At 45.8% G+C, this 26,847-nt stretch carries 27 protein-coding genes, 8 tRNA genes, 1 pseudogene and 1 riboswitch; of the genes and pseudogenes, 19 read left to right on the forward strand and 17 right to left on the reverse strand.

All coding sequences use genetic code 11. The features are described 5' to 3' along the window. Window positions 1-12 precede the first annotated feature (12 nt). Complete coding sequence (locus tag BM257_RS06130) at window positions 13-453, reverse strand: SprT-like domain-containing protein (protein ID WP_092069778.1); 441 nt, start codon at window positions 451-453, stop codon at window positions 13-15. Between the two features lie 12 nt (window positions 454-465). After that, entirely contained in the window at window positions 466-1,035 is a 570-nt protein-coding gene (locus BM257_RS06135) for a hypothetical protein (RefSeq protein WP_092069781.1), read from the reverse strand. Window positions 1,036-1,221: 186 nt separating this feature from the next. Between BM257_RS06135 and BM257_RS06140 the strand changes: the two genes are divergently transcribed. Genes BM257_RS06140 through BM257_RS06170 form a run of 7 tightly spaced genes read left to right on the forward strand, consistent with a single transcriptional unit; the run spans window position 1,222 to window position 4,926 of the window. Next, complete coding sequence (locus BM257_RS06140; protein ID WP_092069784.1) at window positions 1,222-2,238, forward strand: hypothetical protein; 1,017 nt, start codon at window positions 1,222-1,224, stop codon at window positions 2,236-2,238. Next, the gene (locus tag BM257_RS06145) at window positions 2,231-3,109 is read left to right on the forward strand and encodes an ADP-ribosylglycohydrolase family protein (RefSeq protein ID WP_369821305.1); all 879 of its coding nucleotides are present in this window, start codon (window positions 2,231-2,233) and stop codon (window positions 3,107-3,109) included. Before BM257_RS06140 ends, BM257_RS06145 begins: the two co-directional genes overlap by 8 nt. A 21-nt stretch (window positions 3,110-3,130) precedes the next feature. Next, entirely contained in the window at window positions 3,131-3,490 is a 360-nt protein-coding gene (locus BM257_RS06150; RefSeq protein WP_143096779.1) for a hypothetical protein, read from the forward strand. A 36-nt stretch (window positions 3,491-3,526) separates the two neighbouring features. Beyond that, window positions 3,527-3,721: a hypothetical protein gene (locus BM257_RS06155; RefSeq protein ID WP_092069792.1), complete on the forward strand. Its 195-nt coding sequence runs from the start codon at window positions 3,527-3,529 to the stop codon at window positions 3,719-3,721. A 10-nt stretch (window positions 3,722-3,731) separates the two neighbouring features. After that, the gene (locus BM257_RS06160) at window positions 3,732-4,205 is read left to right on the forward strand and encodes a hypothetical protein (RefSeq protein WP_092069795.1); all 474 of its coding nucleotides are present in this window, start codon (window positions 3,732-3,734) and stop codon (window positions 4,203-4,205) included. 2 nt (window positions 4,206-4,207) lie between these two features. After that, window positions 4,208-4,645 (forward strand): NUDIX domain-containing protein, encoded by a 438-nt coding sequence (locus BM257_RS06165; RefSeq protein WP_092069798.1) that lies wholly within the window; start codon window positions 4,208-4,210, stop codon window positions 4,643-4,645. Window positions 4,646-4,656: 11 nt separating this feature from the next. Next, on the forward strand, window positions 4,657-4,926 hold the full coding sequence (locus BM257_RS06170; protein ID WP_092069801.1) for a DUF6794 domain-containing protein: 270 nt from the start codon (window positions 4,657-4,659) through the stop codon (window positions 4,924-4,926). A gap of 71 nt (window positions 4,927-4,997) precedes the next feature. Here BM257_RS06170 and BM257_RS06175 read toward each other — a convergent pair whose 3' ends face one another. Next, on the reverse strand, window positions 4,998-5,699 hold the full coding sequence (locus BM257_RS06175) for an N-formylglutamate amidohydrolase (protein ID WP_092069804.1): 702 nt from the start codon (window positions 5,697-5,699) through the stop codon (window positions 4,998-5,000). Beyond that, window positions 5,698-5,802, reverse strand: a riboswitch (SAM-I-IV-variant riboswitch). It overlaps the preceding gene by 2 nt. A gap of 114 nt (window positions 5,803-5,916) precedes the next feature. Here BM257_RS06175 and BM257_RS06180 point away from each other — a divergent pair. The 8 genes from BM257_RS06180 (at window position 5,917) to BM257_RS14770 (ending at window position 6,698) form a co-directional block, all read left to right on the forward strand. After that, window positions 5,917-5,994, forward strand: a tRNA-Arg gene (locus BM257_RS06180). Window positions 5,995-5,998: 4 nt separating this feature from the next. Next, a tRNA-Gln gene (locus BM257_RS06185) sits at window positions 5,999-6,070 on the forward strand. Between the two features lie 8 nt (window positions 6,071-6,078). Further along, window positions 6,079-6,151: transfer RNA gene (locus BM257_RS06190), tRNA-Phe, on the forward strand. A 7-nt stretch (window positions 6,152-6,158) separates the two neighbouring features. Then, window positions 6,159-6,229, forward strand: a tRNA-Gln gene (locus tag BM257_RS06195). A gap of 7 nt (window positions 6,230-6,236) precedes the next feature. Continuing rightward, window positions 6,237-6,309 (forward strand) — tRNA-Arg (locus BM257_RS06200). Window positions 6,310-6,316: 7 nt separating this feature from the next. Further along, window positions 6,317-6,389, forward strand: a tRNA-His gene (locus BM257_RS14765). Window positions 6,390-6,546: 157 nt separating this feature from the next. After that, a tRNA-Thr gene (locus tag BM257_RS06205) sits at window positions 6,547-6,618 on the forward strand. 7 nt (window positions 6,619-6,625) lie between these two features. After that, a tRNA-Pro gene (locus BM257_RS14770) sits at window positions 6,626-6,698 on the forward strand. Window positions 6,699-6,836: 138 nt separating this feature from the next. Here BM257_RS14770 and BM257_RS06210 read toward each other — a convergent pair. The 3 genes and pseudogenes from BM257_RS06210 to BM257_RS06220 form a co-directional block, all read right to left on the reverse strand. Beyond that, window positions 6,837-7,160: pseudogene (locus BM257_RS06210) on the reverse strand (hypothetical protein); the annotation flags it as partial. Window positions 7,161-7,518: 358 nt separating this feature from the next. Further along, window positions 7,519-7,881 (reverse strand): HigA family addiction module antitoxin, encoded by a 363-nt coding sequence (locus BM257_RS06215; protein ID WP_177216035.1) that lies wholly within the window; start codon window positions 7,879-7,881, stop codon window positions 7,519-7,521. Beyond that, window positions 7,865-8,185, reverse strand: coding sequence for a hypothetical protein (locus BM257_RS06220; protein WP_092069812.1), 321 nt, complete (start codon window positions 8,183-8,185; stop codon window positions 7,865-7,867). The genes BM257_RS06215 and BM257_RS06220 overlap by 17 nt, the downstream gene beginning before the upstream one ends. Before the next feature lie 550 nt (window positions 8,186-8,735). Here BM257_RS06220 and BM257_RS06225 point away from each other — a divergent pair. From BM257_RS06225 to BM257_RS06240, 4 genes are read left to right on the forward strand one after another with little or no spacing between them, the layout of a single operon-like run. Beyond that, entirely contained in the window at window positions 8,736-9,038 is a 303-nt protein-coding gene (locus tag BM257_RS06225; RefSeq protein ID WP_092069815.1) for a helix-turn-helix domain-containing protein, read from the forward strand. Window positions 9,039-9,041: 3 nt separating this feature from the next. Continuing rightward, window positions 9,042-10,346 (forward strand): type II toxin-antitoxin system HipA family toxin, encoded by a 1,305-nt coding sequence (locus BM257_RS06230; protein WP_092069817.1) that lies wholly within the window; start codon window positions 9,042-9,044, stop codon window positions 10,344-10,346. A gap of 42 nt (window positions 10,347-10,388) precedes the next feature. Then, window positions 10,389-12,860: a glycosyl hydrolase 115 family protein gene (locus BM257_RS06235; RefSeq protein WP_255405587.1), complete on the forward strand. Its 2,472-nt coding sequence runs from the start codon at window positions 10,389-10,391 to the stop codon at window positions 12,858-12,860. A gap of 6 nt (window positions 12,861-12,866) precedes the next feature. After that, window positions 12,867-14,519, forward strand: coding sequence for a glycoside hydrolase family 43 protein (locus tag BM257_RS06240; RefSeq protein WP_092069822.1), 1,653 nt, complete (start codon window positions 12,867-12,869; stop codon window positions 14,517-14,519). Between the two features lie 661 nt (window positions 14,520-15,180). On the opposite strand, the gene BM257_RS06245 is transcribed toward BM257_RS06240, so the two are convergent. The 11 genes from BM257_RS06245 to BM257_RS06295 all read right to left on the reverse strand — a co-directional run bounded on the left by BM257_RS06245 (window position 15,181) and on the right by BM257_RS06295 (window position 26,847). Then, a complete protein-coding gene (locus BM257_RS06245) occupies window positions 15,181-16,569 on the reverse strand; it encodes a DUF1593 domain-containing protein (protein ID WP_092069826.1) in 1,389 nt (462 codons plus the stop codon). Continuing rightward, window positions 16,569-17,231: a DUF5597 domain-containing protein gene (locus BM257_RS14775; RefSeq protein ID WP_177216036.1), complete on the reverse strand. Its 663-nt coding sequence runs from the start codon at window positions 17,229-17,231 to the stop codon at window positions 16,569-16,571. The genes BM257_RS06245 and BM257_RS14775 overlap by 1 nt, the downstream gene beginning before the upstream one ends. Then, entirely contained in the window at window positions 17,228-18,031 is an 804-nt protein-coding gene (locus BM257_RS06255; RefSeq protein ID WP_092069829.1) for a type IV toxin-antitoxin system AbiEi family antitoxin domain-containing protein, read from the reverse strand. Before BM257_RS06255 ends, BM257_RS14775 begins: the two co-directional genes overlap by 4 nt. A 383-nt stretch (window positions 18,032-18,414) precedes the next feature. Further along, on the reverse strand, window positions 18,415-18,969 hold the full coding sequence (locus BM257_RS06260; protein ID WP_092069832.1) for a hypothetical protein: 555 nt from the start codon (window positions 18,967-18,969) through the stop codon (window positions 18,415-18,417). An 82-nt stretch (window positions 18,970-19,051) separates the two neighbouring features. Then, window positions 19,052-19,483: a structural protein P5 gene (locus BM257_RS06265; protein ID WP_143096780.1), complete on the reverse strand. Its 432-nt coding sequence runs from the start codon at window positions 19,481-19,483 to the stop codon at window positions 19,052-19,054. 36 nt (window positions 19,484-19,519) lie between these two features. Beyond that, window positions 19,520-19,894 (reverse strand): hypothetical protein, encoded by a 375-nt coding sequence (locus BM257_RS06270; RefSeq protein ID WP_092069965.1) that lies wholly within the window; start codon window positions 19,892-19,894, stop codon window positions 19,520-19,522. Between the two features lie 33 nt (window positions 19,895-19,927). Then, window positions 19,928-22,264, reverse strand: coding sequence for a DUF3987 domain-containing protein (locus tag BM257_RS06275; protein WP_255405588.1), 2,337 nt, complete (start codon window positions 22,262-22,264; stop codon window positions 19,928-19,930). A 43-nt stretch (window positions 22,265-22,307) separates the two neighbouring features. Further along, window positions 22,308-22,673 carry a hypothetical protein gene (locus tag BM257_RS06280; RefSeq protein ID WP_143096781.1) on the reverse strand — a complete coding sequence of 122 codons (366 nt, stop codon included), beginning with the start codon at window positions 22,671-22,673 and terminating at the stop codon, window positions 22,308-22,310. A 216-nt stretch (window positions 22,674-22,889) separates the two neighbouring features. Beyond that, a complete protein-coding gene (locus tag BM257_RS06285) occupies window positions 22,890-23,261 on the reverse strand; it encodes a hypothetical protein (RefSeq protein WP_143096782.1) in 372 nt (123 codons plus the stop codon). Next, window positions 23,258-23,410, reverse strand: coding sequence for an AbiH family protein (locus BM257_RS15275; RefSeq protein ID WP_369821306.1), 153 nt, complete (start codon window positions 23,408-23,410; stop codon window positions 23,258-23,260). The genes BM257_RS06285 and BM257_RS15275 overlap by 4 nt, the downstream gene beginning before the upstream one ends. Then, the gene (locus BM257_RS06295; RefSeq protein ID WP_092069969.1) at window positions 23,410-26,847 is read right to left on the reverse strand and encodes a type I restriction endonuclease subunit R; all 3,438 of its coding nucleotides are present in this window, start codon (window positions 26,845-26,847) and stop codon (window positions 23,410-23,412) included. Before BM257_RS06295 ends, BM257_RS15275 begins: the two co-directional genes overlap by 1 nt.

The following is a 26,847-nucleotide window of genomic DNA, read 5'->3' on the forward strand; positions in this document are numbered from 1 at the left end:
ACGTCACAATGATTAGCGTGGAGCATTGGGCGCTAATGGGAGGGGCGAAACATCGTAGGTCATAGTGATGTTCAGCCCATATTGCTCGTTCAACTTCTGAGCCATCACCATGAATTTAGGGCCATGACTGTAGTCCTTGAAACTGAAGAACCGAAGACAACGACGGAAAACCGAACGATCATCGGGATCGTTAAGATATAGATGATAGTGAATCATCTCATGAACCATGATGTTCCTGAACGTCTCTTCGTCGAAGTCGAAGTAGTCGGACATAAGAATCACCATGAAACGCTTCTTGAAGGGCTTTTTCTTTTCACCCCAGCGATATGCAAACTTTCCCAGCTTACGATAGGTATGCATTACGTCAAATTTTGGGGTAGGCAACTTGTGGTTGAAGTACAACCTGTTGCACTCCCAAAACATGTGGGGCATATTGTTAAGGTCTGCAATCATATCGTCTGCATATTAGTCCTGTTCCTTGGCCTTCTTGATGATGTCCTCAGGGACGTTGACAGCATATTCTACTTCATCAACGTCAACTTCAGCATCCATATGGTCGCGCATGAACTCTGCAGCATCGTCGTCACTCAGGCTCCTCACGTAGTCATCAAGCCAGTCATGGAAGGCTGCAGACTTGGCATATTCCTTGCTCTCCTCGTCAATTTCGCCGTTCTCATCAAGATAGTCCTCCTCTATGAATTCGAAGTTGAAACCGCATTCGCGCTCACAGTAGTCCATCAGTTCTTCTTCATCATACTCGTAGTAGCCGTTATCAAAACCTTCCCACAACCAATGCATATACTCGGCATGGCGGGCCATGTCGTGGTAGGCTTCATCGAGTTTCGCATAAAGCTCTGGATGAGATGTCTCCAAGCCGAGTTCACCAACATCAGTAGTTCCTTTCTCACGAATCAGCTGTACCAATGTGGCCACCTCTTCGTCAGAGAGTTCAATAGTACTTTCTCCACTGGTAGTCACAGAACCACTATGAGAGAAACCAAGAAACTGTTCGCATTCAATTTTATACTCTGCCATATTACTTATACTTTAATGTTTAACTTTGATGGTGCAAAATTACATAAAAACGTCCGAAGTTGGCTTGTACTTATACGTATACCAAAAGAATAATGGTACATTGATGCGGATTTATGCTCAAACAACATGTTATTCAGCAGATTTTTCGTAACTTTGCACACATATAAACTCTAAAACAACTTGGATATGGTAGAAGACATCAAATTGGGATCACCATTCACATGGACGCCACAGAGCCCTAAAGAATCCGGTAAGAATGTTGACGAGTTCTATGCATTTGTCGATGACCAATTGGGCATGTTTGAAGAGAATGCCCACATTTCAGGGACTGTCATTTATATCTCAGACGGCTCGGCTGTCATACAAGTTAGCGAGATGACACCGAGCTTATTCCCCTTCACATTATTCTATAACGAAGTAAAGAACAGGTTCTATGACTTTAAGCAGGAGGACATTGATCCATACCAAAAGTATTTCTGTTTGGACGTGGCCAGTATGGTGAGTATGTTCTTTTACTATGAGACGGAAGGATTCTTAGCAAATGCAGAGTTTGATAGCGACGGTAATTTAGACTATTATGAGCAGCCTGATGAAGATGGTAGTATTGGTTTCGATGGAGAAGATGATTCATTCGTTCCTGACCAGATAAACATTCATTTGCCAGCAGAGGAGATTGAATCGTATGAGGATCTTGGTGCTTTCTGTAATTCAGAAAACACTCTTGATGATGATGGGAATCTCATACCACGAACTGATGCCTGTAGCGTGAAAAGAGCTGAAACTTGGTTTAACACTCGTGATTGTGCCATCCTTACAGCATGGCGTGGGGGAAAAAGCAGGAAGACTAACGATGACAATAACAGAAAACTTCAGAGAAGGCTTCGTGAATTAGGGTATGGTGTAACAAAGATAACAGGTTGGTTCGCTGAAAAAGATAAAGAGGTCGCGCGTGAGAATAGTTTCCTAACCGTCAACCTGAATGAGGAGGATTCCTTCCGGAGCAACATATATGAGTTGTCTGAGTTATACGAGCAAGACAGTTTCCTGTATAAGAAAGCCGGTAGAGACATCCCAGCCGTATTAGTTCATACAAACGACGATACAGGAAAAGGAACTGAGGAACTGGCAGGAAGACTACGTATTGGAAATATGGAGGCTGATATCTATAGTCAGATTAAGGCTGGAAGAATAACATTTGAATAAGATTTTATATATGTTAGGAGCAATCATTGGTGATATCGTTGGCAGTCTTTGGGAGTTTAAACCCACGAATGATTACCATTTTGAATGGCTTTCAGATAAGAATGACTTCACGGATGACACCATCTGTACGGTGGCTGTTGCCGATGCGCTGCTTCAAGGCCGTGACTTCGGAGAAAGCATTCATGATTGGTGTAACCGCTATCCACATCCGATGGGAGGCTATGGTGGCCGGTTTGCACATTGGGTTCGGAGTGTTAATCCCCAGCCATATAACAGCCTAGGTAATGGGGCAGCAATGAGAGTTAGTCCTGTGGCATACTGCTATAAGGATGAATATCAGATGCTTAAAGCTGCCGAGGCAACAGCTGCCTGTTCCCATAATCATCCAGAAGGGATAAAGGGAGCAAAGACAGTTGCGATGGCAATTTATACAGCGAGGGAACTACATCAGGGGCGCAATGTGCTTGGTGAAAAAGATATCGATTATATATTGAGTAGATGCACCGCCATATCCAACTATGATATTGAGATCGAGATGGCTGACGTGATCAATCGGTTCGATGAAACATGCCAGGGAACTGTGCCTGTTGCACTTTGGATAATTGGCGAAAGTACCTCATTTGAGGATGCTGTTAGAAAGGCTGTTAGTCTTGGCGCTGATGCTGATACCCTCGGATCGATTGTCGGTAGTATTGCCGAAGCAATTTGGGGTATATCGATAGATATGCAGATACAAGCTATGAATTATCTGCCTTCCGATATGAAAAGAGTGGTACTTCGCTTCTATAGAAGATACATTGATGGTGGATTCCTTGCTGGATATGGTGATGAAGGGGCAGCAATAGATTTGTTGACCAAAGATGAAAAATGAAGTGATAATACGGTTTCAAGAATGAGAAAACTTACATATAGTTACATCGTCATTGCACTGCTATTCATGGTTTCATGTACCAGCGGGAAGAGTCCTAGTGCTGATAATTTTAGTTATGAGGATAGTATTGCTGTTTTGGACTCCATGCGTCCTGACATGCCACCTCCAACGCCAGATAGTGGTAGTTTTGATGGCCATCGCTCACCGCCACCTGATGGTATGCCCCCAGGCGTGCCGCCACCTCCACCGTCACACGGGAAAGGCCGTCCGCCCCACAAGCCGGACAATATGCGCGGCTTTGACCCCGCCTCTGAGGATGATATGGATGATAACGGTATGAGCCGCTATATGGAGAATAACGATGAAGAAGGATGGGATTAATCTAGAAATAAGAAAAAGAATACTTAAATAGTAATTATGAGACATCGTATAAAAACTGGAAAGATTGGCTCATTCACCCCAGAGAAACAGAAAGTGGAGCTCGAGCAACTGGAGAATAGAGAAATCGAAGAGGACGTAGAAGAAATCTTCGAAGAGGATTCAGGCTTCAGTAATGATGACGAAGCTCTTGCAGCAATGGAGTTTTACGATAGTTCAGACACAGTGGAATAAAAGAACTAACATGGATAATCATTCTTTCACAAACTTAGCATCATTTGGAAAACGAATAGAGCATTTCCTTATTGGACAAATGCTCAAAGAAGGCCTTGATGTCTATCTCCCAGTAGTAGATGATAAAGGTATCGATGCAGTTGTGCGTCGTCCCGACGGCTCATTCGTTGAGATTCAGATAAAAGCCCGATCAAAGGCTGTAAAAGAAGGCGATGCAGCACTTTTTGCTGCAATTGAACATGAATACCGGCCAAACTATTGGTTTGTTTTCTATTCAGAAAGAATTGGAGAAAACGGTACTATGTGGATCATGTCATCGAAGGAATTCATAGAAGAGTCGATACAGAACAAGAACGGAAAGAACGTCGGTAAACGCAGTATATGGTTTAATGGGAAGCGAAAGGGAGTGGAATATGTTAAATCTCGCTTCGAGAAATATATTCGAACAAACTTCCAACGTATCATAACAGAGAAAGCGGAATAATTATGGCATATACATATAAATATCCAAGACCTGCAGTTACTGCTGACTGCATTGTAATAACGAGAGAATCTGAGCCGAAGGTACTGCTTATACGGAGGGGAAGAGAACCTTTTAAAGGAGGTTGGGCTTTCCCAGGAGGTTTCATGAATATGGACGAGACAACGGAGCAATGTGCTATCAGGGAACTGAAGGAAGAAACTGGGCTTCAGATATCGAATATTCAGCAGATAGGAGCCTATTCAAAAGTTGACCGTGACCCAAGAGGAAGGACTGTCACGGTTGCTTACCTCGCTATCGTTGATGAACCTATTGCTGTCACTGGGCAGGATGATGCTGCCAAGGCTGAGTGGTGGACAATATCGGACTTGCCACATCTGGCTTTTGATCACTATGACATCATTCAGGATGCAATCAGAACTTATAAAGAAATCGTGAAATAAAAGGTATTATTATGGCAAGATGTCCCAAAACAGCAGCAGAGGCTTTCAAAAGGCTCGACAAGAGATTGAGTGAAGGCGAAAAGAAAGCAATCAGAGATGCAGAAGATATGGTTGAATTTCACTTTTCACTTGGTCTGTGGATTCGTAATTATTGGATTCATACAGGAGAAAGGGAGAATCTAGAATCACTCCTAAAAGATGTTGGTGAACCAGAGTTCCTTATTGGCGATATGGCATCATCAGCAATCTTAGATGCTTATCAGAAGCACTTGAAAGAATAGTAATTTCCTTTAGTGCATGATTTAAGAAGAGCAATTTAACAATTGGTGTAAATTGCTCTTCTTTTACCTATCTACATTTCCAATTCAGATAGAATGGTATTCATTATGTCTCTTACGTCTCTTTTATGGTTGTTTGTTCCTATTAGGCGCAAAGAGCCATCTTCCATATAGGTTCTTTTGTTTACCTCCAGCATCATAGACTGGTAGGAAAACGGGCAGTCAGGAGTCTCAGAATTGCTATAGGGTTCATTGATTCCCACCTTGTAGCCATTGTCTTCAAAGATACTGACGGCTAATTCAACGGTTTCTTTATGGGGCTTCGACCAATCTTCATTGAAGCCTATACAGATATCTACGTCGCTCATTTCACTGGGAAAAGAGTGACAGTCAAGGAGCAGAGCACCTTCACAGAGATTATCCCGAAGTCGTTGTTGATGCCAGTGCCATAAACCAAGCAGTTGCACCTCGTTCTCTTCAGGTACAGTACGTGTGTACCCATCGAACTGTTTGTAAACAATTCCCTGACCTTGTTGTTCCAAAGGATCATTCCATAATCTCTCAGCATCGACGATAAATCGGGAATAAGGGAATCTTACGGTTCTCACATTGTTACTCCTATACCCATGAAACAGGAAATCAGTGTGCCAATCCGTCCACTTAAGGACAATGTCATTGATGAAGTGCTCATCAATGTTCCAGAAACTCAGTTGGTTGTCGTACAGGCCTTCAATAGAGGCGTGCGGCTCGTTAAGAACAATTCGTTTGTATTGCATGTCGTTATTATTTTAGTTAATACTCACTTAACTCACATCATCTTACCACCGTGGCATAACGTAAGCTCGGTTGGTGTGCATTGAAGCCCTCTTGATGCTTATCGGGTGCAAAAGTAGCAATAAAATCCGAAAAATACAAAATAAATCAAACTTTTTTCTGCTACGAAAAAAGGTTTCATCTGCCTATTATACCTTTGCACCCAGAAAGATGAAACAAGGCTCGTTAGCTCAGTTGGATTAGAGTACGACGCTACGAACGTCGGGGTCGGGAGTTCGAATCTCTCACGAGTCACCATCAATGCTTTATGGTGTAACGGTTAGCACGTCAGATTCTGAATCTGGAAGTGGTGGTTCGAACCCATCTAAGGCAACGATATTGGGAACTTTGGCAGACTTGGTGTATGCGGAGGACTGAAAATCCTCAGAACGTGGTTCGACTCCACGAGGTTCCACTGATAATGCCCTATAGTATAACGGTAGCACAACAGGTTTTGGCTCTGTTAGCGAAGGTTCGACTCCTTCTGGGGCGACGATATACTGCACCATGGTGTAATGGTAGCATACCAGATTCCGGTTCTGGAGGTGGTGGTTCGAGTCCATCTGGAGCAGTTTATATGGAGTTTGTGGCCGAGAGGCTTAGGCGCAAGTTTGTGGCACTTGTCAACGCAGGTTCGAATCCTGTCAAACTCCCTGAGATGGTCGGTTGAGCTTTGCTCTTCCTCCCTCACGACTCGGCCATTCAAACAAGTTTGATGGCTCTCGCTGCTTGGTCGGTTCATCTAACAGGTCAGGATTACAGATTTTCAATCTGTCCACACGAGTTCGATCCTCGTACCGACTACAAAACGCTTCAATAGCACAGAGGTAGTGCAGCTCACTTGTAATGAGCAGGTCGCAGGTTCGAATCCTGCTTGAAGCTCTGATTTCTGGATGTGGTGTTTAATGGTAGCATTCGTGGTTTGGGACCATGCGGAGTGAGTTCGAGTCTCGCTATCCAGACAAAAAGGCTCCTTCTTTGGCATCAAAACCTAAGAAGGAGTCTCTTTGTTATACGAAGTTCAGAATGGCCATCAGCCTGTTCTCAACTTTCTTCAGGACTTTCCGAGTTCTGGCCGTGTCAGCATTCTCCTTGTTCCCAAGAAGCGTGATGGCCTCCTTTATCAGTTTGCAGTCATCATCTGACAAGGGCATCTCAGTGATGGAGTAGCTGGGGTCGGCATATCTATAGTAGATTCTGTCGTACACCTCTATAGGCGCATTGTAACCCAACTTGTCAGACCTCATAATCTGTATATCCATCTGTACTGTTCTAGTGCATACACCTTTGGTGATACCTTCCATGTCGTACAGTGCCTCGCAGCAAGCATCTACGAGGTCATCAAGCGTCCATCTTCTGTATCTGTTTCTCAAACAGTTGTCTATCGTCTTGTACCTTATCAAGGCATTCTTATTTGCAGGCATAGTTTATTTCTTCATTAGGTGATAAAACAAAAATAGTTGGAATCTCCCTCGGTAAGGATGTCCCAACTATCACTCTATTACAATTCTCTCTGACGGCAACCTATGATGCCCGGAAGATAAAACTATGTTCTTGATGACGTGGTAATCCTATACCGTATGTGCATGGTGTACCAAATGGATGCTGCACATAACATGTCGGTTCGAAGCGTCGCTGACCCCGAACAAAAGCTTGTGTCGTTATGTTTGCTATCGCGTTCATACTGTATAGGATTCTTAAAATCGGCTGCAAAGATACAAATTAAGAACGAAATCTTTTTGCGTAGCTGCGAAAAAGTTCAAAATTTAACACAAGAATAACTTAGAACACGCAGGCCCAACCGAACTTACGAACTAACTCTTGTAGAAGGTTACGGTCGCGGACGGGAATGGTGAGAGCCACGGTTTCATGCTGGTTGTCTTCAACAGTCGACTCCAGTTCATATTGTGTCTGGGCTGACAGCAGGATTTTTGCTGGAAGTCCGATAGCATTCTCAATCTTCACAGCCAATTCTGTTGTGAGAGCACGTTTTCCATTAAGCACTTCGCTCAGATGTGAAGGCTGTGTGCCAAGTATCTTGGCAAATTCTTTCTGGCTAATACCACGCTCGTCAAGTTCTGGCTTAATCATCATTCCTGGATGAACTGCCATAAAAGGTGCAGGGTTTTCATTTCTTGTTGCCATAGTGAGTATCATCTAAACTTAAAACTATTATTCTAATGCCGCCGTCAAACTCGCGGAAAAGTATGCGCTCTACCATTCCATTAACAACTCGAATGGAACTTTTACCATTGGTTCCTGTAAGTTGTTCATAGTGGAGGAAAGAGATAGCACGGAGGTCACTGGCACGTTCAGATAAACGCAAATAGTTATATGCAGTGGCGAGAGCCTTCATAAACTTTTGATTGCGAGTATATTTCTTGTACTTGCTGTTGCGCCCCGTCGTGATTAGCTCTTCCAAATCCTTATCATCAAAGATAATTTGCATAATCCAATTCTATTTTGCGGCAAAATTATAAAGAAATTCCCGAATATGGGAATAATCATAGAATTTTCTTTCCGTATTTAACATTAATATACAATAAACTCATTCTTTTTCCTGCATCTTTATAGCCAAACTCCTGGCTTATATAGCTCGTATATCCAAAATAATTCGTACTTTTGCAGCATGAAACGAGCAATAACGCCCCTAACGTCCATAAAGAACGTTAAATACGTTAAAAGTGGCCTTTTGAAAAGCGTATAGAAAGCGTATTTCGAGTTTCCTACTTTTTAAAGGCTAAAGCACTGATTATCAATTATGAAAACCGAGTGCGTGGGTAAATAGATTATAACACATTCCTTTTTTTATTATCCTTGCTCACAAGTACAGACTTGTCCGTAATCGTAAAAAATGCCCCAAACGATGGAGTCAACCAAACAAAAACAAGGTTTAATCGTTGTTTTTGCAATTATTTTGCAATGTTTTTAGTCTTTATCTTTGCATTTACAATTTTTATTTTTATCTTTGCAACCGAAATACATAAGACTTTGATAATATGTGGACAGAACTTAGTGATACAGCTATATTGAACAAGCTTGGGACGAGGCTAAAAGCTTCTCGTATATCAAGTGGTCTTAAACAGCAGGAACTGGCTGCGGAGTCAGGCGTTGGAGTAAGTACCATCGCCAAGATAGAAAGCGGGCAGTCTGTTTCGCTCTCATTACTAATCAGTGTCATGAGAACGCTTGGATTGCTTGAAAACCTAGACTTGCTTGTACCAGAGCAGAAGCCATCGCCAATGGAACTGTTGAAGATGCAGGGCAAGCAGGTAAAACGCGTAAGAACAAAGAAGGATTAAACAATGGGAGAAATACCAGTAATACAGATATACCTGTGGGGCAACCTTGTGGGAGCCATGTCGTGGGATGATGAAAGAGGCTATGCGGATTTCCAGTTTGACGACCGCTTCCGCAGGTCAGGCTTAGATATCGCCCCACTAATGATGCCATTGGCAAGAACCAGAGGCATCGTCTCGTTCCCCACCAATGCTAGAACAAAGTGTTTCAACGGTCTTCCTGGTTTGATAGCTGATGCCCTTCCCGATAAGTTTGGTAGCCAACTTATCACGGAATGGTTCGCGCAACAAGGTAAAACGGAGGGTATGATTACTCCGCTCGACCGTCTGTGCTACGTTGGAAAACGGGCTATGGGTGCTTTGGAGTTTGTACCCGCTGCCAATGTGGAAGGTGTAAACGAATCGACAGAAATCTATATACGCGAACTGATGGCATTATCTGATTCAATCTTCAAAGAACGAAGCAGGTTTCAGGAACTCATTCACCAGAACGACAAGTCGATTCTCGACATCCTTAAAGTGGGAACGTCTGCAGGCGGCGCGAAACCAAAGGCAATTATTGCCTACAAAGAAGAAACAGGAGAAGTACGTTCTGGCCAGGTTCCTGCACCAGAAGGATTTTCATATTGGCTGTTGAAGTTCGACGGAGGCACTTATAGCGAGCATAATGAGATAACCGATAATCCGCAAGGCATCGGAAACATAGAATATGCCTACTACAAGATGGCTACTGCCTGCGGCATCAGCATGTCGGAGTGTCGTCTATTGCCTGAAGGTGACTGCAACCACTTCATGACGCGCCGCTTTGACCGAACATCAACAGGTGAGAAAATCCATATGCAGACAGCGGCTGGTATTGCCCATCTAGACAGAGACGTGCGCCATTCATACGAGGAACTATTTGGCGTATTACGACGACTGGGACTGAACTACAAAGACTTCGAGCAGTTGTATCGCCGCATGGTGTTCAACGTCATTGCACGCAACCACGATGACCACACCAAGAATTTCTCCTTCCTGATGGATAAGGCTGGAAAATGGTCGTTTGCCCCAGCTTATGACTTATGCTATTCATACAATCCTGCAGGCAGATGGACAAGCCGTCACCAGCTTTCACTCAATAGCAAGACTGATGACTTTGCTCGGGAGGACTTGTTGGCTGTGGCACAGAACATCGGCATACGCGATGCCAATCATATCATAGAGGAAGTTCTCTCCACAGTAGCATCCTGGCCTGATACAGCAAAAGATTGTGGGGTAAGACCAGAGCATATAGAGGCAATCAGCAAGACGCTCTTGCTATATATATAAAAATAAGAAACTTTCCAACATCAAAAGGCTGAATAATCAAATATGAAGACAAGAACAATTATCATCTTACTTTTAATGGCAGCATGTACAAATATAGCATATGCTACAGATTTTGTAACCTTTAAGCGGCACTCACAATCCGATATTGAGCTAACAAGAACATCGGACACCATCACATACGACCCTCTCGACTGGAAGGGGGTAAGGATGGCTGTAGAGAATCTGCGTCACGACCTCAAAGCTGTCACCGGCAGTGTAAATGCGCCTGTAGTAGTGGGCACTGTAGGAAAAAGCAAACTGGTCAAGAAGTACAAACTACAGTCAAAAGAGCTACAGGGCAAATGGGAACAATATTTGATTTTTACGGACAAGGGCAAGCTCGTCATACTGGGTTCTGACAAGCGTGGCACCATCTATGGCATCTATGAACTGTCAAGACAGATTGGAGTCTCCCCCTGGTACTGGATGGCTGATGCACCCATCCAGAAACATGATCAGCTCTTTGCTAAAAGCGGCATCTATACGGATGGTGAACCTAAAGTGAAATACCGAGGCATATTCATCAACGACGAGTGGCCTTCGTTCGGCACGTGGTGCAAGAACCAGTTTGGTGGTATCAACTCTAAAGCATACGCTCGTATCTTTGAACTCATGCTCCGTCTGAAAGCCAACTACTTCTGGCCCGCCATGTGGGACAGCCGTTTCAACGAAGATGACCCTCTCTCGCCTCTGTTGGCTGATGATATGGGCATCGTCATGGGAACCAGCCATCATGAGCCGATGATGCGTGCCCACAAGGAGTATGTATATCGTAAGGACAGTATAGGTGCGTGGGATTATGCGACAAACAAGGCCAATCTTGACAGGTTCTTTGAAGAGGGTCTTGAGCGCAATAAGGCATACGACAATCTGATAACCATCGGTATGCGTGGTGACGGCGATGTAGCTATGGGCAATGGTGATGATGAGGACAATATGAAGACGCTGAAAGATGTGGTGGATGGTCAGCGCGAGATTATTGAACATGTGTATAAGAAACCAGCCAGTGAGGTTCCGCAATTGTGGGCCATTTTCACCGAGGTACAACGTTATTACGATGCCGGCTTCACCGTGCCAGATGATGTTACCTTACTTTTCTGCGACAACAACTGGGGATACATCCGTCGCACAGGACCAGAGAAGGAACAGACACGCAAAGGAGGCATGGGCATGTATTACCACATAGATATGAATGGTGGTCCTTGGAATGATCGATGGGTAAACACAACAACTGCAGCCAAGATTCGCGAGCAACTGAATCTGGCATACCAGACGGGCATTGACCGTATCTGGATTATCAATGTAGGTGACCTTAAACCAAAGGAAATGCCTATCGACTTCATCATGCATTATGCCTGGAATCCTGACGATTATCCTGCCGACAAGATTGACCAGTACATGGTGGACTGGGCACGAAGTTTCTTTGGCGGTGAATATGCAAAAGAAATTGCCGACATCGTTACGGAGTATTCGAAAATGAATCTGGAGCGGAAGCCAGAGGTACAGCGTGTAGGTATCTATAGCGTTGAGACTGGTGAGGCACAACGTATGTTCAACCGATGGGATGAACTGGAGAAACGCACCCTTTCACTCAGCAAGAAGATGCCTGCGGAAATGCAGGATGCCTTCTATCAATTGGTAGAATACCCGGCAGTGGCAAGTGCTGGAGTGGCGAAGATCTATCTGGCAGCGACCTTGGGTGATTCGATTACAATGCAGACACTTTTTGAGCGTGACAAGCAGATGACCGACAAATATAACAAGGTGATTGCAGACGGCAAGTGGGATGGCATGATGCTTGACAAGCACATTGGCTACCGCATGTGGTCGATGCCAAGCGAAAATACCCTGCCTCAGGTGGCCAACCCATCGGGCAAAACGGGCACAACCGCCAGCGAAACAGCCATCATGGCACACGACTACACACGCAGAACAGCCACAGAGGATGCCCGCTGGGTGTTTCTGCCAGGACTGGGACGCGGCAAGGGCAATATGGGCATTGAACCCGTTACGGCAAAAAGCCGTCCTCTGGGAGATGGTCCAATATTGGAATATGACATCAACTTCTCACGATCTGGCAAACAGAAGCTGGCTCTGGGAATCTTGCCTACCAACGACATAAACCCGTCCCGCGGGCTCCGTATTGGCATTCGCGTCGATGATGGCGAGATGCAGACCATTGATGCACGACAAGGATATGTGGACACCTTCAACGAATATACAAAAGAGAATATAGCACGTTCGAAGGTGCTGAAACCACTTCCTCGACCTGCAAGCGACATCTATCTGTCTGGTACCCGTCAACGTATGCGCAGCGAGGTGTTTGACAACCTTCGATGGCTCAGCATCGACCTCGACATACCTACAGAAGGCAATCATACCATTAAAGTTGTTATGATAGACCCGGAAATCGTCGTTGAGAAGTTAGTTGTTAATCCGGATAATGAACATCCATCCTATCACGGCAAAGAATAAACAATTATGAAAAAACTATTATTCATAATCTCTATCGCTGTTATAGCGTCTCTGAACATTCAGGCTCAAGGCTACCGCAACCCTGTGCTTCCCGGCTTTCATGCCGACCCAAGTGTGTGTACAAACGGAAAGGACTTCTACCTTGTCAATAGCACGTTCCAGTATTTCCCAGGCGTACCTGTCTTCCACAGCAAGGACTTGATACACTGGGAACAGGTAAGCAATTGCCTCTCGCGCAAGTCGCAGCTTGACCTCTCGGGGCTTTACACACAGAACCAGCCGGAACTAGGTTGGACCAACGCGGGCATCTATGCCCCAACCATCCGCTACCACGAGGGCCGCTATTACATGGTGACTACCATCTTCCCATCACGTCGCCATTTCTACGTATGGACAGATGACCCATCTAAAGAATGGTCCGACCCCATATTCATTGACTTTGCCCTCGGCAGTTGCGACCCTACCCTCTTCTGGGACGAAGGGAAGTGCTATTTCCTATGGAAAGCAGCAGCAGACGAAACACGCCCAGGAATCAAGCCGGGTGAAATCAACATCTGCGAGATTGACGTTTATACAGGCAAGCGTACAGGCGATGTCCATCACTTGGGAACGGGTCTCGGTGGACGCTATCCTGAAGGACCACACATATACAAGAAAGACGATTACTACTATATGATGCTTGCTGAAGGGGGCACGGAACATGGTCACCATGTCAACATCTTGCGTAGCCGCTCTCTGTTCGGTCCCTATGAGCCGAATCCTGCCAACCCCATTCTCACGCATTTCAGCATGAAGATGCAGAACAGCAATATTCAAGGACTCGGACATGCAGACCTCATACAAGCGCCCGACTCCTCATGGTGGATGATATGTCTGGGGTATCGCACCAGCGGTTACCTCCTGCATGTGATGGGACGCGAGACTATGCTTGCACCTGTACGTTGGGACAAGGATGCATGGCCAGTGGTCAATGGCAATGGAACTATCGCCATCGACATGAAATGCAACACCTTGCCTGAAGTCCCAATGCCCCTTGACCCTGTTCGCGAAGAGTTCAATTACGTCAAGCACGATGTGCCTGCCGACAGCTACAGCATCATCGGATTGCCCTGGGGATGGATGAGCATCGGCAATCCCGATTATTCGCGCTACTCACTCACTGAACGAAAGGGTTGGTTGCGTCTGCATCCTACTTCTACGCCTCTCGATGCAGCTACATCGCCCACTTTCGTGGCAAGACGTCAGACTGAGCTATGTTTCAGCGCCACCACGCTCATCGACGCATCCCATCTGGCAGAAGGCTCTCAGGCAGGAATCACGGCCTATGCAGCCCCCCTGAATCATTATGATGTGATTGTGGAACGAAAGAACGGAAAACTATTTGCCCAGTCGAACATCCGTGTGGGAGCACTCAGTCATGCCGGCCGACCCGTTGAACTGAAAGACGCTCAGGCTTACATACGCATCAGTTCCGACAAGGACTATTACTACATGCAAGTTTCTACCGATGGCAAATCGTTCGCTACACTCGCCAAGATGGACTTCCGCTATCTTTCAACCGAGGTGATAGGCGGGTTCACAGGCGTGATGCTTGGCTTGTTTGCCCAGGGTGAAGCCGGATATGCAGATTTTGATTGGTTTGAATATACAACAGAGTAAAGAATAGAGCATCATGTAGATAAGGGGTTAATTGTTATCTACATGATGCTCTGTAGAATGTTATTATGAGTTTCACGATTCCGCGTAACATTTGATTTGTGTGCCGTCCAAAAAAGAAAGAGAAAGGGGCAGATAAGTTTGAATATAGTGCAGTTTAGTTTATCCCCATATTAAATATCCATAACCTAAACTAAACCTTTTATCTTCCGGCTATAATATATATTTCCTGCTCAGAAGGAACAGAATAAGAGCCAAGAGGGACACGGAGGGACAAAAGTCCCCCGAGGGACAGATTCGATTTTTGCCATAAATAAACAAAAATAGTGCCAACACTTTTTAACAACCCAATTTTGAGATAGAAAATGCTTCGATTTTTCGCCAGATTACAAAAATATACAAAGAACTGGAAAAACATCTTTGCAGATGTTTGTATATTTTATTTTTGACGGCAGCTTCATTTGCAGATTTTTGTATATTTTACGTCCCTCCTCCGTCCCTCGGCATAGTATCTATCCCCTGCAATTGGAGGCATATACACTGATTATCAACGACTTATATATGCAGATTTTACATTCTGCGTCGGAAAGTAGATTCTGCGTGGGAAAGTGATATTAGACAACGTTATATCAATTTGTCATTACCTGCACCTTTTTCAAATTCGTCATTCTGTCGGTTTGATGATGACTCTGCGATAAGCGGGCAAGGCGTACTTGCTTTGGTCGTGTACCTCGCAGATGATGTGAATCTCATCGTTTGCAAAAGTTGTTGGCATGTCCACTTTAACTGTCGAAGAAGTGGCATTGCTGACAGTTGCCTTTGCCTGACTGATACCATCCTGTTGCCACCATTTGAAGGTGAGTTCATCACCATCGGGGTCGAATGACGCAGAAGCGTCGAGACTGATGGTCTGCCCAGCCTTTGCCATGATAACGATAGCATCAGTTCCGTTCTCACCATTGACGACAGCTACCGGATTGCGGTTACCCTGTCCCTTCTCAGCCCATTCGACGCGGGCGATGAAGTCGTTAAGTTGTGAAGGATAGAACTGTCTGTAATACGTTTCCGAGATGCTCTTCACAGACTCCTGCCAACTGGTCCACGCACAGGTTGTCGAGTCCTTGGTCATTGTCCAAATATGATAACCGCCCCAACCCACCTGCATCGGTTCTTCAGGATTATGCAGACCATTGGGAATTACGTTCAGAAACGAAGGTGTATCACCCTCCACACCATATTTATAATCAGGATACTGTCTGCCCAAAGTGGCATGTCCCTGAATCTGCGTTCTGATCAGCTGCCAGTAATCCTGTCCGAGACTGCATTGCAACTGCCATGTGCCTTCATCCCACACAAACAGAAGATCTCTGGCGAACTCCCTGCGCATCCACTGATGAGAGCTGTATGCCAGATCCATGCGCATTGCATACACCATATCCTGATCAGTGATGGTGTATAGACGGAGCTTATGCAGAAACGCCTTCAGCTGTTCGGGCGTGCGCGTCTGCTTCACCTTCCAGATCGCCTGAGCCAATGTGTTGGCACCACCCCACGCACAAACCCAGATGGGGCGCTCATCCTTCTCGTCAGCCAGACGGATAATCAGTTCGCTACCCTCGCTGTCGTTGTCGCTGCCAATCACCTTGATGCCAGCCCGTTGACTACCCATCACACTCCGGTTACGAATGTACTCCACACTTGGCCAGTAGCCCATCTCCTGACAACCATTCTCTTTCTCTAAGCTGAGAAAAGCCATTTGGTCAGATCGTTTCATCAGGTTATGCACATCCGCCCCGTAAGCCTCTACCACCGAATCACGATAGGCAGCGCTCTTCGTGGGATAAGGGTCGCAGTTCCAGCCCGTCGAGGTGATGATACCCTCAATCTCCAGTTGGTCGGCATAGCAAAGCAGATGCACCAACGACTCCGTATCATCAGGTTCAAGATCCGGTTGTCCGATGTCAGTCAAGATCACCACACGAGGTTTCAGTTGTGCCTGCGCTCCCATTGTCAGAAGGCAGAGTAGCAGGAAAATAAGCAAGTTCTTTCTCATCAGTATCTGTATAATTTGAAATGTTGAATCTGGAATGCTCCTACGGGTATGCGCACATGACGACCTTGATGCGTCTGGTCGCCATTCAGATGACGGATGATGCGCTGTTTGCCATCAACGATCTCCACCTCCTCGCATTTCGCCAACCCGATGCGCTGCTGAAAGGTAACCACCACCCCACTGCCTATCACCAGATAATCCTCTTTACCCAGTCTTAGGATGATGCAAGCCGTCTCTGGCCATTCCGCCCCCTTTGCACCTGGTTCACAACCCAGCGAATAACTATGCCTGATAGTGAAGCGGAAACCATCAGCAGTGACGATCTCAGCCTCTCGCTGTTCGTTGTCGAGCAGCACAGCATCCATATCTTTCGTGCCCTGTCGCTCAAGAATCAACGGTTCTGCCTGTCGCAACAGCTGGTAGGCAGCCACAAGCGGCGACCGCGATGTGCCTACGGCAGAGAAGGCATTGAGCTGATCATCCTGCGAGAGATAGAGCTTATGCAAGGCTGTTCCTCCTCGGAATGCTAACTGCGATGCAAGGAACTCATCACTAAAGATAGAAACCAAGGCACGACATATAATCAGATCTTGCTCTATCTGGGCATTATCTATCCAGGGAGCATGTTCGCTCCACTGTTGTATTGCTGTTCTGTTAATCATATATCGTCTGTTTCTATTTCTACGTTTACGTTTATCTTCCATCGGCTGTCTCTATTTGATGGATTATCTTCTGCCGATGTACTTAAAGGTTGATATTTGAAATAACCCGATGATGCACGAAGTAGTTCATACAATTTATCTGCTAACTTCTTTTCCCCGACAACATTTTCAAGTATATAGCCAAGTCGTTGCCATACAACCTTTTTCACATAAGTTGCAAGCGGTGCAAATTGCTTTTTAATATCAATCTGCTCTGAAAGCTCTTCAAGTATGGTGGCGACTCGCGACAATCCACCCACATGTTGCTGATACTGCACAAGGTCAGCGGCGGTTTGAAGAGGATTTGATATACGGATAGTTCCCGTTTCAGTATTCTTTGTAATCAGAGCTTCCCCTGGCAGTCCATCCCGATAATACCAATCAATGGTTACATTACGAGTAGAGACTGTCCTACGCTTAGGAAAAGTCGTCATTACAGAGAATTGCTGGGGACGTTGATGAGCAGCGCCAAGTAGCTCTGCTGCGCTAAGCATACAGACATAGTAAGGCTTTTGCAGATACGACATTAACTGATCAATATAATAGGTTGCTGGCACAGATCCACGCAACACATATTGAGTGGGAATAATAACGTAATACCCTCTATATACACTGGCTATAGTCTTGTTTGAACTAAGTCTGGAAAGTTCATTTTGAAGAATCTGTTCTGAAGAGCACAAGTCAGCAGCCCTTACATCCTCAACAGAAAACGTAGGAAAACCATGAATAGCTCTATCTTCAATCCACTTTTGTAATGTCATACTGAGTAATTTTGGTGCAAATATAATAAAAAAAATATTAGCTTTGTACTGTTTTTGCCTAAAATCATTCTATTTTATAGAATTTTATCTCCAAATTCGCATTTTTATCGAATTTGGAAGCAAAATACACGCATATAACTCTAAATATGAGTTATGATTGCCGTCCAAAAGAAAGAGAAGCCAATTATTCTGTTTGATAGCGCAACCCTTTGGTTTAGTTTCTTCATAATGATCGTATCGATTAATGTTTATACTCAGATTTTTCTTGCTTCAGACTGTCGATCTTGTAGATAGTATCGTCACCAAAGAATGCTCCTTTACGGGTCTTGATGAGTTCAAGCTTGTTGTCGTCAGTCCACTTGTAGGTATCTATGTAAACATAGCTATTTTGAGAAGCCCAGGAACTCTTTAATGCGAGGATCTCGCTCAAGATCGGCCCTGCCTACGTAAAAAGAGCCGGGGGTAGCCAAATCGAGATACTTATCCAGAAACTCTTCCCAACTCAGCTTGAAATAGGAGGCAGGAATAAAGACCGTCTTTGACCCGCCTGCCGAGCGGTTGCCAGCCGTTACATAAACCGAATAGCCGCCCTTCTCATGTTTCTGAATCTGATAGCACTCCAGAAACCAGTCGCCGCTGCATCTGTTAGAGGCTTGCACATCGATGCATTCCTTCACGGGATTGGCTTTTTCCAGTTCCCAGTCATGTCCTTTGGTCAGCCGACGGATAAACTCTTCACTGTCCACATTGAGAATTTCTGGACTACAAAACGAGTAATACCTGACATACTGATAGTCATCCCCCACTTTCTCGATACCGTAACAGATGTGTTCCGCTATCATGTCCCTCGTTGCCCAGGGAAAGTCAGCCTTCATCTGCTCGAACGCCTTGTCGATATAGGCATTCAGATCATAACCGTATGGAAACTTCTCGTTCATAACATTTTGATTTATAGTTTTAGACTGCTGCAAATTTAGGAAAAAATTGCAAGAAAAGCAAGAAGAATGTGAAATATTATACTCACGGATTCAGCAACTTCCACCCGATATCGATGTAAGGAGCAAATTCCTCCCGGTCTTTGGCATTCAGACCGCATTCCACCGTCGCCATCGCGAGGACGATGTCACACCATACCACCTTACTCTCCTCCTTCATCGGCGGCAAAGGAGTCGTAGCCCCGATGCCTGTCATCCGGCAGACACTTCGGATATACGCCTGTACGTTATTCTCTGTCTCTGGAGCCCACCGTCGGATAATCCTGCTGATGGTGGTACACTTATGTTTCTCGTAATACGTCCGGAGCAGTTTCAGGGCAGCACGACACCCCTGCCCCATCGTTTCAAACACACAGAAGATCTTCTCTTCTGCCATCACCTCACCGTTCCACTTGAAACTGGAACTCTGTACGATATTCAGCGGATTATTGTTCCGCATTCCTCTTGCTGTATTCATATCTTTAACTTCACACTTTAAACTTTAAACTTTACATTATTTCTTACTGACATTAATCGGTGTACTATGTGGGAAGACGATGCTGTAGGCTGCATCAAGCGCTTTCAGGTCGACCTTCCGCATCCCGATATCCAACCTTACCGCCACGATAGCCCGTAGCAGTTCACGATGCTGACGTGGAAAGAGCGAGGGCAGCGGCAACAAGTCCCAGCCGCAGACAGTCTCTTCATTAACGACAGTCTTGTTGCACACTTCCCAGATAAAGTCGTCGGTAGCATCCCCTTGAAACCACAGGATCAGCACATGACGTACACAGAAGCGCTTATAATGTGCGTCCAGATACAGTCTCGTGTGCTCCAGCAGTCGCCATAGACGCACAAAACATTTCATGTTATTCTCAATCTTAATCATAAAAACCTTCATGACCTTCATGACCAATGACCTTCATGACACACCCACTTGCATCTTCTGGAACCTTCCCGTCTCCGTATTCATGATCAGCCCCTGTCTCTTCCAGTTTTTCAGCATCTGCCGCACACTGTTATGTGTCACGTTGGCACCTTTGATAGCTACAGTTTGCTGCATAGCCTGCTCGATGGTAAACTGCATGTCCAGACGCTCATAGATAGAGTCGTTCCTACCCATACGACGACGTTCGTTGTTGCCGGCATAGTCACGACTGTTGAAAGCGTCCTCAATACGGTCACGAAAGAAATACAGCGCATTCTCCAAGAGAGAGTTGGCAATGATGTCGTAAGTTTCCAACAGAGCTGGTATTTGCGCTTTCAGCAACAGTTGTTTCCAGAGAGTTGGGTTTTGTTTTAGCAGCGTCTCAGCCCCATTCACCCCATGTTTCTGGATGAGAGTCTCACACACTTTGCAGAGCATCAGGCAACAGGTCATCCGTTGTGCCGTCACACAGACACGGAAACGCTGACGAGCCATCACCTTATCGTCATTCTTCATCGTCAGCAGACGGATGTCCTCCACCCATTTACGACCATGCTGCTCCAGTTTCGGCAGCACCACCTCACCCTGCATCAAAGGTAAGAGGTGAGCTATCTGACGGATGCGCTCCGTCTGTTGGGGAGTCAGGACATAAGGTTTCTCCTCCAAAGGTGCGAAAGTATTGTCAGGAGTCCGTGCGACAGCGACACGACTCTGAAAGCCATCGGTGTAGTTGCTGACGACACGATACAGCGCATCAGGAGTGCCGCACATCGTCACATTCCACAGCAGACGCTCTATATGGACATTCACCGCGTCGGCACTACGAGCCTCACGGTCGTAGCGTGTGCCGTCATAGCTCTGACGCAGCATCACGGAGAAATCACTCATGGCCGACTTCCATTTCTGTGCCACAGTGTCAGCCTCAGGCGTAAAAGAGAAGGCATGCTTTCCCTCCGTATTCGCCAGACGCTCAGCCAGGTTAGCCACAGTATTGTTCAGTGTCAGATAACGCACAGGCAGTTTCGGTTCCTCAGGCTGTTCTTTCTTATTCTTTGCCGCCCGTTTCCTGACTCTCCACTCATCCTCCTGTTGCTGGTACATCCTGTCCAGTGCCGTCATCTCACTCATCCAGGCATCAATGACAGGATCGATGCCACCTTTCCCGCTGGCGAAATCTCCTGCGATATAGGCAATCAGGTTCAGCCCCTTCTTCTGTCCGTGCACATCCAGCACCACACCAGTCGCCAGAGTACCGATACACGGACAGATGGCTGTCATGACAGGCATTGCCATCGTGGGACCGACAGCCTCAATGGAGTCCCTCACGCCCTGTGGCATCTTCTTGAGCGACAGTTGCGAGCCTCCCGAAGAAGCATCCTCGTCCGCACCCGCTTCCGACTCCTCTTCCCCATCACCTAACCGCTGGCTCTGGGTAAACAAATGCTCCTGGTACTTATAGAGCTTCTGACTAGGATTCGTGTAATCCTCATAAAAGTCATCCACTAACTGCTGGATGTTCTTGTCAGCCCAGTGTTCAGGCATCAGCTCCGTCAGGATTCCGTTAATCTCCTCCTTCGTCAACAACTGCGTAGCTCCGCTCAGGAATATCTTCACCGCCGTATGCCGGCTGCCGTCAGTCAGGAAGTCACACTCCTTCAGGTTCTTCTCCCTCATCACCCCCTTGGCGATGAACCAGATACGGTCATCAGGACTCTCGACCTTTACAGGATTAATATCCGTCTTTTTATCATCAGACTCCACTTCTTTGTTTTTCCTCATTTTTACATGATCAGACCTCTGTTCCTCCTTACACTCGAAAATCTCATCAGAGAGAAACAACAGATTCTCCTTACTGGCAGTCGTAGTAAAAAACACACGGGTGATGTCTTTCGCACCCTTGTCATACTCCACGCCTAACAGATCACTCGCCCACACCAGGTTCTCCTCCTGGCTCAGTTCCGCTCTCCGCCTGAAAACCAGATGATAACCAGCCCCACGCGCACTCAGTTCCAGCATCAGCAGTCCCAGTTCTTCTTTCTTCTCAAGGATACGCCCCTTGACGGCTTCCAACTCCTCTGCAGGAACGTGGTCGATATCCATACCGATGGTCGTCGTGATTCGGGTAGCCTCCTTCAGCGTACCGTCCTCGTTAGGCAGACACGAGTAGTTCATCTGTATCAGCCGTTTCTTCTGACGCTCGTCACTTTCACGTACCGCTTTCAGTATGTCCTGTTGTTCCTTGCTGTCTCTCAGCCTCAGATATTCCTCTCTGTTGAGGACGGGGCGCATATACTTCACCCCATCCCTTATCTCAATAAGATGTACACTCATAACTTTAGACTTTAACTTTAAACTCTAAACTTTAAACTTTACATCACATCACCTCCCTCAACACTTTCTCAGCAATCGCACTCGCCTGACGCACCAACTTCTGAGGCAGTTCACAGAGCTGTTCCTGAGGCATTGTAAACACGAAATAATATTGTCCGTTCTGTCCCAAAGACAGCGAGCTGTTATCATCACGGAATAAAGGCTTATTACGGATCCGCTTCGGAGACTCTGTGATATACACATTACCGTCCCTCATCACCTGCACCTTACACAGTCCGCTGAACGCCTTCATCACGACATCCTCACAGCACTGGAAGTCTGCCGTGTGCAAACCATTCTCTGACAAGCCGTAGGTTATCATTCCCTCCAGCGTTACTTGACTCTGACAATCTCTTTTAATTGTTTCCATTTTTTTTGGAGTTTTGTGAGGAAGAAGTATTGAAATTGGTACCTTTTCACTCATGAGACTTCCGTCACTCACTTCACTCGGGTTAATAAATAATGTTACTTTTGCAACTTGTTTGCGGTTGCAAAGGTAAGGCATCAGAAAAAGAAAAAGCCCCTATATAGGGACTATAATAGGGACTATATAGGGGGAAGTTGTATTGATTATCAGATAGTTACGTCAGTCGGAGAAGATAAGCTCCATTTCCTTATATCTTGAAGGCAACAAGCCCTTTTCTTGCAAATCATATTTCTCTTGCGCCAGATTCTTGATATTCCAGAACATCTCGAAAGTCTTCCACTTGGCTTTCAGACCCAGTTTCTCAGCAAACATCTCAGCGATACACATAGCCTGTTTACGAGTCGTTTCCGCCAGTAGCTGGCGTTTCTCATCCACGAATCGATATTCCTGCAGTTGTCGCCAGTATTTCATAGCCACATCATTATCCAGCACGTTGCCAACAGCCTGTTCTTCCTCAGGCTCAGTATCCATCCTACCACGTGGAAGATTATTCGGAGAGGCGACAGGTCCGGGATTGTATGGCTGGTTCAACCGCTTTTGTGCTGCCCGGATGTGACAGGTACCAGGTACGTGTCACACGCAAAGGGTCTTGGGAAATACCAGTTTATAAAATCTTCATATCTAGTATTGAGACCGTGAGCCAAGTCGAACCCATTTCCAATAAGTACTATCCTATTCATTACTCGTCTTTATTTGGTTCTTCGAGAGGTTCAGCAACCATTCTTAACTGTTCAGATTGTATCGACACTTCTTTAGCCTTTGATTGAACAGTTTCTCTGACCATCGGAGTGTATGCCTTAATGATATGACGCCAGTCATTTAGTAACATATCTGGATAACGTTCACCATAGAGTTCGATAACCTCGCGTTGCAATTCACCATCGCTAATAGAAACATCCATGTGCAGACGATTAAAGATGAGATTGCGTACATCACGGTCATCCTCAACATTCTCTAATTTATAAAACATAATAGGCGCATCTTCCTTTATAACATCTTCCTGATCATATTTCTTAAAGTTCTCCGCCTGCTCAAAAATTTCCTTAAAGACTTCGTCCTGCGGAACTGGCGGATAACCATGCTCTGCCAATATCAGGATCAAGTCCATCTGCAGTTCCGCTTTGATGTCAGAACGGTTTGCCCAGTCAGTATATTTCGACTTGTCATCCACCATCTTCTTCACAGCAGCTGCCAGCGTCAGCAATTTGTCTTCTGGATATTCAAAGCCAAACTTATGAGCTATCTCTTTCAAAATGTCATAGAAAGCCTTTTCTTCGTAAGTGATACCTAAGTCCTTGAACGATTTCTTCTCTTTGTTCACCTCCTTCAGCAGTTCTGCCATCTGCTTGGCTACCTCATTGAGTACTTCTTCGGCAAACACGGCATTGTCGCTACGGTCATTATATCGCTGCACCAACGCATTCAGACGTTTGGTGAAATCCACACCCTTCATCTTATTGACTTTCTTGAAGTCGGTAATAACAGTCCGAAGCAGTTTCTCCATCAGTTTCACCTTCGTATTAGGCAACTTCAGCTTCTCCAGCCTCGTCATATAGTCTTCACTCAGCAAGTCCAGGTCCTTTGTATTTGCATTTACCTGAGCTACCTCTTCAACTCCGTCCGACTTCAAAGCTTCCGCTATCATTTGGCTCACTTTGCGATTCATCTGCGAGGCATCGGGAGCATCACCTTTTGTCAGTTTGTAGATGATAGACCTTACTCCCGTAAAGAAATGAATGTCCTCACGATCCTTATCGTTGATAGCCTCATGGTTGGAACAGAGGTTGAAGGCCGATTTCAGTTTCTTAGCATGACCCATAAACTGATTTTGTGTTTTCTCCGTAGCCTGCACGAACTCAGCCGCATGTTTCAAACATTCCAATTGTTCCAGCGGTGTACCCGTTGAGAACTTGCTATAATCGAAGGTATGGAACATCCTGCGCAGAATATCCAACTCGTCTTTTACCATCGTCACACTCTGTTCGATGGTTTCCACGTTATCACCCATATCACCACCACCGGCATACTGTTTCAGCGCATTGTTCATGTTGCTCTTGATACCAATGTAGTCAACCACTAGTCCTTTATCTTTGCCTTCAAACACACGATTCACCCTCGAAATAGTCTGTACCAACGTGTGTTTCTGTAAAGGCTTGTCTATATACATCGTGTCGAGACAAGGCACATCAAAACCTGTTATCCACATAGACACGACGATAGCAATCTTGAAGTTAGAGTCAGGGTTTTTAAACAACACATCAAGAGCTTTTCTGTCTTCGTCCGAACCAATCAATTCGCGAAGCTTAGGATCATCATCCTTCTCACGTGTCATCACCAATCGGATACGCTCTACAGGAGTTTGGTCTTCTGAGCCAATTTTCTCTTCCCATTCAGGGCGCAAGGCAATAATCTGTTTATACAGGTCATAGGCAATTTCGCGACTGGAGCATACGAACATTGCCTTACCGCAAACGGTACTCCCTTCCTCTATTCGCTTTTCGTAGTGCTCTATGAAATCCTTCGCCACCACAGCCAATCGGTTCGGATCACCCAGAATCTTGTTCATCTGTGTCACCGCTTTCTTGCTTTCCTCAATCTGGTATTCATTGGCACCTTGTTCTTCACATTGCTTATAGTATGCCTCTATCGCCTCCAGTTGTTTGTGGTCGGCAAACACCTTGGCGGCTCTTCCTTCATAAACGATGCGACGAGTGATGCCGTCAGCTACCGATTCTGTCATAGTATAGCTATCCACCACATCGCCAAACACGTCTATCGTAGCATCTATTGGTGTTCCCGTGAAGCCCACATAGGTAGCATTGGGTAACGAGTCGTGCAGATACTTGGCAAAGCCGTAGCTGCGCTTCACGCCTTTATCAGAAATGGTCACATTCTGCTCCACATTCGTCTGCGAACGATGGGCTTCGTCGGAGATACATATTATGTTTGCTCGGTCTGAAAGCAGGTTGATATCCTCGCTGAACTTCTGTATCGTAGTCAAGAATACCCCTCCGCTCTTTCTTCCTCTCAACTTCTTGCCCAACTCTTCGCGTGTCTCTACATTTACCACCGTCTCATCACCAATAAATTGCTTGGCATTCACGAACTGTGCAGACAACTGGTCATCCAAATCCGTGCGGTCAGTAATCAGAACGATGGTAGGACTTGCCAAATGCCGACTTCGCATCAGCATACGTGTCAGGAATAGCATCGTGAGGCTCTTTCCACAACCTGTAGCTCCGAAGTATGTTCCTCCCTTTCCATCGCCATGCAGATTGATATGTGAGTGCTCCAAAATATTCTCATAAAGCCGATGTGTTGCGAAGAACTGCGGATAGCGGCAGACAATCTTCCTTTCACTCTTCGAGGTGTCAGGGAAGAATACAAAGTCCTTCATCACGCTCAGCAGCCTCTCCTTACGGAACAGACCTTCCATCATGGTGTGCAGGGAGTCGATGCCATCATTTGCCTTATCAGTACGCTCCACCTTGCGCCAGGCATAGAAGAACTCGTAAGGCGTAAACAGCGTGCCATATTTATTGTTTACACCATCGCTGATAACAACAAAAGCATTATAGCGGAACAACTCAGGAATATCCCTACGATAGCGCACTGTCAACTGTGTATAGGCATTCATGATGGTGGTGTCTTCCTTCACGGCACTCTTGAACTCCAGCACCACTACGGGCAGACCGTTCACATAGACAATGCCGTCAGGAATGCGTCGCACCAGTCCTTTTATCTCCAATTGGTTGACAATCTTAAAGATATTCCTGTCAAGATCCGTAAAATCTATCACCTCAACAAACAAGTCAGGCAGAGAAGCATCTTCACGCTTGATAGCAAAACCCTCCGTCATCAAGCGATACGTCTGTGTGTTCTGCTCGTAGAGCGGAGCACCATTGTCTGCCGTCAACTTCGCCATCACTCGCTCCACCTCCAAGGGCGTAATGCCTTCCTCAGCATATCTGTCCATCAGATACATCCGCAAGTCATCGCGCAGCAGCACCTCCGTCTGCTCTTTGTGTATCGTCTCGCCATTCACGTAACTGTAGCCCTGTTGCTCAAACAGTTCCATGATAGCCATCTCCAGCGTATGTTCGTTAAAGTGTGACAT

Source organism: Prevotella sp. tf2-5 (genome assembly GCF_900115435.1).
Lineage (GTDB): Bacteria > Bacteroidota > Bacteroidia > Bacteroidales > Bacteroidaceae > Prevotella.